This window comes from uncultured Phenylobacterium sp. (assembly GCF_902826855.1).
Taxonomy (GTDB): domain Bacteria; phylum Pseudomonadota; class Alphaproteobacteria; order Caulobacterales; family Caulobacteraceae; genus Phenylobacterium.
Window position 1 is genome coordinate 4,381 of the sequence record NZ_CADEGK010000155.1, and the last position, 6,784, is coordinate 11,164.

The window sequence follows — 6,784 nt, forward strand, 5'->3', positions numbered from 1 at the left end:
ATTTCGGCGTGCCAGACGTTTGGATTGGCCGCGTCATCCTTAAGGAACGCCATCGCCAGCTTGCGTGTCCCACCCTGGGAATCGGCGACGTCGAACTCCATGACGAAGTCTGGGCGGGTGCCGGTGCCGTCGTTCGCGAAGTCTGCCATCGAAGTGGCCGTCGCGCCATCATAGGCGGCCTCTGCTGCGGATACCGGTTGGCCGGCGTTCAGGTTAGCGCTAACGCCGATGTCCGTGGTTGGCGCAACGGCGGCGCCCATATTCTTCACGTTAATGGCAGTCATCTTCCCGAGGTCCGACGGACTGAAGTCATAGGTACCATCGGGTCCGTTGGGCCAACCTTGCAGGTATAGGCCAGAGTTATTGACGAGATAACCATCGGCATCGACACTGAACGAGCCATCCCGCGTGAAGCTACGGGAGTCCGCAGACGTCTGCCCGGCGGGCCCAGTGGTCACGACAAAGAAGCCGTCTCCCGAGATCGAAAGGTCAGTCGAAGAACCGGATGCCTGAATCAGGCCCTGCTGGCTGACGAATTGGCGGGTCACACTCTGAACGCCGCCGGCGGAGTACTTACCCGTCACCCCTTGGGCGGTCACAACACTAGCGAAGCTTGTCTGGTTACGCTTGTAACCTACTGTGTTGACGTTCGCGATGTTGTCCGCGATAGCGGCGAGCGCGGCTGAGTTGGCCGCTAGGCCCGAGACACCGGCCAGCAACGCGGAATTGATGCTCATAACCTGGTCCTATCCAAGAGGTGGCCTGGCGCAGCTCGCGCGCCGGTAGCTGCAGGCGACGACATTCTGTCGTCCGAGACTCGATCATCATGACTGACTCAGACTTGGCCTCGCCCTTCGCCACGTCTCCGGTGGGCCGCGCCAGGAGCCAAGGATCACACTCTTACGTCCACACCGTCCCGTACGCCGCGTCGAAGGCTGAGGCGCCGGGCGCCAGGATCCGCCGCCTCCACCGTGTCAACGGCCGCCTGGAACGCCTTGCCGCGGCCGGCGTAGTTTGGCTCGGCGTGGTCCTGTCGATTCCGTTGCTGTTGTTCCCGGCCATCGGCGACGTCGAACGCCAGGCCGCCGGACAGGTCGAAACCCGCTTGCTCCAAGGTGCGCTGGAGATCCGCAGCGCGCGCCCTGAGGTCCTGAGCCGCCTGCGGGTTGTCGAACGTCAACGCCGCCGAAATTTGCCCGTGCGCGCTGATCTCGACGCGCACGTTTACCTGTCCCAGGCCATGAGGGGTGAGTTCTATGTCGAAACGGGTGGTTTTCCCGTTCAGTTTCTTCAGGATCTGGGCAGCGAGGTTTGCGACGGTCTCAGGTGAGCCTCGCGCCTCAAGACCGAGCGGGCCGCCGGGCGCCTCCACCCCGCTCCCCGAAGGCGAAGGGGTATGACTTGGGAGGTCCAGCGACCGAGCGGAGACTTCACGCTCCGCCACGGCCGGGAAGACGGGCTCCCCAACAGCTGTTTCGACCTGACCTACGAAGGTCGATTTGGCCTCGGCTGCCCTGAATGGACCCGGCGCTTCGGCGCGGCGTGGCGACTTCGCGTCCAATTCCACAGAACTGTCGGTGGCGCTCCCGTCCCTCTCCGTCCGGGCCGCGCGCGAGGGTGACGTCTGCCGTGTGGGTCCGGCCATCGACGGCGGGGTGACCCCCTGGCCCACACTTGCGGCGGTCGACTTTGCTTGCGGGGATGAGGACCAAGCCTGAGAAGCGATGGCGACGATGGCTGGATCGGCGCCAGCGGGCACTGGGACGCCGCCCGATACCGGCGCGGTGGCTGGATCGGCGCCGGCGGGCACTGGGACGCCGCCCGATACCGGCGCGGTGGCTGGAAGAACTTGGTGGATGGGTCGCGCCCCGGGTGCGCCGACGGGCTGCCGCAGCGTATCCTCCTCTCGCGACAGCGCCGCGACTTCGGGCGCCGCCGCTACGCTACTCTCGCTCCGGCCCGTATCCCCCAAGGCCACTTTTGTGAGATCCGCGTCCCGGCTCGCCTGTTGCGGCGCCGGCTCGGCGGAACGCCCCGTCGCCCTCGTTCGAACACCAGCCGCGGCCGCGGCCGGGTGTGCTGTAGCCTCCGGCTGGGGGAGAGGTAGCGGACGAGACGTGACCTCCACCATGACCGATAGAGCCCCCGGTGAGTTCGCTACCTCATCTGGATGCGCGAGAGCTTCCGAGGCGGAGGGCGCGACATCGGACGTTGGGTCATCGATCCCGGCATTCGCTGGGCAGATGGGGGACTTAGACACTTCGACGACTGCGGGCGTCGGGAGGCTCTCGAGACAAATCTGGGCCGATGGGACGCCGGCTCCGGTGGCCGGAGCGGCCGGCGCGGTTAGGCGCTGAAGCGACGTGGCGACTCTAGTGGAGCCCTCGGATGCGAGAGGACCACCAGACTGCGGTGTCCCTTCGGACTCAACTGCAGGCAGACCGGGGTCAGTTCCATACGTCCCAGGGTCGGCTGGCTCGCTAGGCCAGAGGGACGCAATCGCCGGTCCGCCGCTTAAGGGGGGCGATTCCACAGCCTGGACGAGACCCAATACAACGCCAAAATCCAGGATCGCCTCGGGACCGAGCGCAGTGGGAGGCGCCGGCGCGCCGACGGCGGACATCGTTGGCGCAGGAGTGGCGACAATCATCTTGGGGAACTGCACCTGTCAAACGGCAGCCTCAGCGCCCATGCGCTCGGTCACGCCCCTTAGAGCAAGCCCCGGGCCAACGCATAACATGTTGATAGTATTAGCATACGACGATCGCGGCAGGTCCCAGGAAGGCGTTTTCTACCGGGTAGCCAATTGCGGGCTAGTCAATCCATGCCGCCCGCGTTCCCTGGCCAGATCCAGGGCAGCCGACACCTATAGGTGCTTCTGCGATGTTTGAGCGGCGGCTCGCAGGAGGCACACCTTCCCAAGAGCGATCTCCCCCTTGGACGAACAGGGTCGCAGTTGGCCGGCAACGCACAAGTTAGCGGCCAGCTCCGCTCAAGGAATGCCGACAAGATGGCAAAGCGCGTCCGGCCCGCCCTACATATACGCTAGACATCCCTACCCGCGGCCGCCGCGCTACCGCCTCGGGTTCGTAGAGCACGCGATCCAGCGCATAGCTATGCACGTCATCTGGATATCCTGATCGCGGCTGCGGATCGTTCTTTGGTCACATGCCCGTCTCGGATCTCCGACGGTACGGCCGCGTGCTGTGCAAGGTAGGGCATCTCTGACCTCCGACGTCACGCTTCCGCGTACCGCCGGAGCTTCTCGCCTGTGCCTTGTCGAGCCCACGGGCAGCTCCGCTCATGTGTTGGTTGAGTTGGCGCTGAGGCGCTTGAGGTTCGCGAGCGACTGTGTGTGGGCGTAGATGAGTGCGAGCAGACCCGAGCGGGCCCATGCGGCGAGGGTGTCGTCAGGGAGCGCGTTGACGCGCTCCATGTCGATGATGCGCAGGCCACGGATCTGGCGGGTCTTGTCGTTGAACTTCAGGTTGAGGATCTTGGGAACCAAGACGTCGCGCTCTGAGAGAGGTGCGCACAGGGCCTGCGTGGCGCGGTGCATCCGCGTCAGCCCGACGAGCTCCTTCTGGATGTCGCGCAGCCAGGGTGCAGGCACGGTCTTGCCGTCTTCCTGGGCGAACAGGGGCTCGCCCTCCGAGGTGGAGAGACTGGGCGCGCGCTCGTCGATCATGAGGACGAGGGTCTTTTCGTGTTCGCCGAGCACGAAGGGATACCGGCGGAAATGGATGGGCAGGTGGCCGGCGGTCCACCGACCCTCATCGTCGACGAAGGCGTTGCGTCCCCTTTCCGCCGCAACGAGGGCGAGCGGATAGGTTGCCTTGTCCTGGGGGAAGACGATTGGCAAGGACCGGCTCGCGTTCACGACCTCGGAGGCCATGAGGGGACAGCTAACTTCCTCCCTCAAATGCTCGAAGTGGGCGTTGGAGGTGAGCCGCAGATCGGCGTGCTTTTGGGAAGACAGAGCGACGAGGGACTTGAACATTGCGGGCAGGGGTCTTTCGGAAACGGCGACGCGGGGGCGCCGCGAGCAAGGGGCCGGAAGCGTCATTCTTAGCCCGCGCGACGCCCCTGCGCCAGCATAGCGCAGCATCGTCTGCGGACTTCTACTGGGCCCGCAGACGATGTCGCATCCGTGTCTTAGAGGGCTGCGGCCTCCGGGTATGCCAGCAGGAGATTCACATTGAATTGGGCCGATCCATCATCAATGAGATCATCAAGGAAGTCGCCGTTGGCGTTCGCGTAAGGCCCCAAATCGGCCTTAACAGCCTCGACCAGGAAGAAGCCAACCACGGCGGCCTTGACCGCCAGAGCGTCCACGCTGGTTGATCCGGTCACGGCTTGGAAGTATTCGGCGCGAGTAAGGTCATCCTGCACCTCAGTGTTAAGGATCTCGTCAATCTTGCCGACGGCTGCATCAAAGCCGAAGACCTCCCGGTAGGCCAAGGTGGCCGCCTGGTTGAGGGATCTTGCGCCATAGTCGCTCTCAAAACCAATTCGGCTCTCGCCGTACACGCCGAGGTTCACGGCGAAATTGATGAAGCGGTTCTCAAGGCTAAATGCCTGGTAGTAGGGGTCGTTGAGGTCATTTGCATTGTTCGGGCTGTTGACCAGATACTCGTAGCCCGCCTCGGTCGGCGTCTTTCCCGTGAAGAACTGGTAGCTGAGGGTGGCCACCGACAAAGTGTTGTCGAACACCCTTCCAGTGTCGAAAGTGCCATCAGAGAACCGGAGCGCCTCGACCCCACCGAACTGGTCTTGCCCGTCCGGCGCGCCGGTGCGGACATCGGTCACTTGAATGGCCCCTCCCGGAAGAAGGTCAAACCGATAGCTCGCGCGCGCCGCCGTATAGATGATCTGATCAGCACCACCGCCGCCGGCGAAGGTATCGTTCCCGCTTCCGCCGATAAAGCTGTCAGCGCCGAGGCCGCCATCCAAGGAATCTGCACCAATGCCGCCAACAAGGAAGTCGTTGGCTTGCCCCCCCGTCGCACTGTCGTTGCCAGCGCCCATATTGGCGTAGGTGGCCTCAGCCGTGGCGCCGAAAGCGTCTGCGCCACTCGATCCCAGCGCCACCGCCCTGAACTGGTCACCGCGCGCAGCGCCTGAAATCAGATCTCGTACGTCAAACGTCAGGTTGGCAGTCGTCGCCACGAAGGTCACGCCTTCATCATCGAAACGCGCGAGCGTCCCTTCGGGGTCTCCCGCGGTGCCTTCGAACTGGGCGCGAACCGCGAGACCGCCGTCTTGGTTTGTCCCGGCGGCGCCATCGGTAGCCGAACCATTACCGACTTCCGCGCTGGTGAACGTCAGCCGGACCTGGCCGCCCGCGGCGGCCGCGATATTGACGAGGTCGGAGCCCTCCCCGCCATTGGCCAAATCTGCGCCGTCGGTAGAGATATTGAAAATCGCGGTATCGTCGCCCTCCTGGCCGTTCAGGGTGTCAGCGCCGACGCCTCCCAGCAGGCTGTCGGCGCCTGCGCCTCCATTCAAGAGGTCGGCCCCTCCGCCTCCGACAAGGAAGTCGTTCGCCGCTCCGGCGATGACGCGATCGTCCTCCTGGCCAGCATTGACGTAGGTCGCGACCGCGGACGTTGTGATGTTATCGGCCCCCTGGGTTCCCAGGAAGACCGCGGCGAACTGGTCCCCCCGGGCAGCGCCCGACACGAGGTCGCGGACATCGAAGGTCAACCCGGGCGTTGCGGCTATGAAGCGTATCCCCTCGTCGTCGTAGCGAGAGATGTCGCCAGTCAGCACCCCGGCGCCATCTTCAGACTGGAACCGCACGGCCAAGTCGCCATCCTGGTTCGCGAGGCCGCCGGAGTCATTGACGGCTCCGTTCCCAACCTCGGCGCTGGTGAAGGTGAGCCGAACCTGACCCGCGCCTTGGCCGGTGACGCTGACGACGTCCTGCCCGGCGCCAAGGTCAGCGATGTCCGCGCCGTCAGAACCCACGGCGTAGTTGTCTGTATCGTTTCCATCGTTGCCCGTGATGACATCTGCCCCAGGACCGCCCGTGAAGGTATCTGCGTCCGGTCCGCCGATGAGCGTGTCGCTCCCGCTAGTGCCAATGAACTCGGCCAAGGTCGTTCCTCCATGATGAACACGCGGCGCTGACCCTCGCTGGTCGGCCAGGACACGCTTGTGGCCCCGGGCTGAGCCTCAATCCGGGCATGGGGGTAATGCGCGAGCGCGCGGTTCGATGCATAAGGCTCGTGGTTTCTGCGCCCGAGACGCTGGGCGGCTGCGCGGGCATTGGATGTCCTGCGGACGACGTACTGAGAGCACTGGAGCCCCTGCCGATGCCCCTCGACCAAGTTGCTGCGATGTCGGTCAACTACGATCCCGCTCAGGATCGGATTCGGCTGGACTGCCAGTTGACAAACGAATCAACGAGTTGCGTTTGGATCACTCGACGCATGACGCGACGGATACTGCAGAGGTTGTGCTCTTGGCTTGAAGGCTCCAGCCCGGTGGCGCAACGGATCGGCCAGCCGCGGCTGAGGGACGAAGTCCTGCAGATGGAATTCCGCAGTCATCACGAGGCCGTCGCGCAGCGCAACCGTGAGGCGCCAAGCATTCGCGCTGAAGGAAGGCCCGACGGGGCGAACATCGTCACGGGCGTGGGCTTCGGGAAGCTGGCCACCGGTGGCCTTGCGCTAGCGTTTCTTTTGGATCGCGCCAAGACGGCTCAGCTTGAGGTTCGGTTCGACCGCGGGCAGTTGCACTGGTGGGCGGGACGGCTGGATCGTTTGTCGCAAGCGGCGGG

The 6,784-nt window shown here is 64.5% G+C and carries 4 protein-coding genes and 1 pseudogene (1 of these 5 cut by a window edge); 1 reads left to right on the forward strand and 4 read right to left on the reverse strand.

Features of this window, described 5'->3' with window-relative positions:
- The 4 genes and pseudogenes from QZV94_RS18240 to QZV94_RS18255 form a co-directional block, all read right to left on the reverse strand.
- Window positions 1-737: pseudogene (locus QZV94_RS18240) on the reverse strand (flagellar hook protein FlgE); it reaches 656 nt to the left of the window's first position.
- A 155-nt stretch (window positions 738-892) separates the two neighbouring features.
- Window positions 893-1,561: a flagellar hook-length control protein FliK gene (locus tag QZV94_RS18245; RefSeq protein ID WP_293680020.1), complete on the reverse strand. Its 669-nt coding sequence runs from the start codon at window positions 1,559-1,561 to the stop codon at window positions 893-895.
- Between the two features lie 1,740 nt (window positions 1,562-3,301).
- A complete protein-coding gene (locus tag QZV94_RS18250; RefSeq protein WP_367254793.1) occupies window positions 3,302-4,108 on the reverse strand; it encodes a SapC family protein in 807 nt (268 codons plus the stop codon).
- A 47-nt stretch (window positions 4,109-4,155) separates the two neighbouring features.
- Window positions 4,156-6,099, reverse strand: coding sequence for a hypothetical protein (locus QZV94_RS18255; protein ID WP_293680022.1), 1,944 nt, complete (start codon window positions 6,097-6,099; stop codon window positions 4,156-4,158).
- Window positions 6,100-6,488: 389 nt separating this feature from the next.
- Between QZV94_RS18255 and QZV94_RS18260 the strand changes: the two genes are divergently transcribed.
- Window positions 6,489-6,784: hypothetical protein (locus QZV94_RS18260; RefSeq protein ID WP_293680025.1), on the forward strand; the 296-nt coding region annotated here is incomplete at its 3' end.

Coding starts and splice junctions, on each gene's coding strand:
- QZV94_RS18250 (WP_367254793.1), bottom strand. CDS start 4,108: ATGCTGCGCTATGCTGGCGCAGGGGCGTCGCGCGGGCTAAGAATGACG.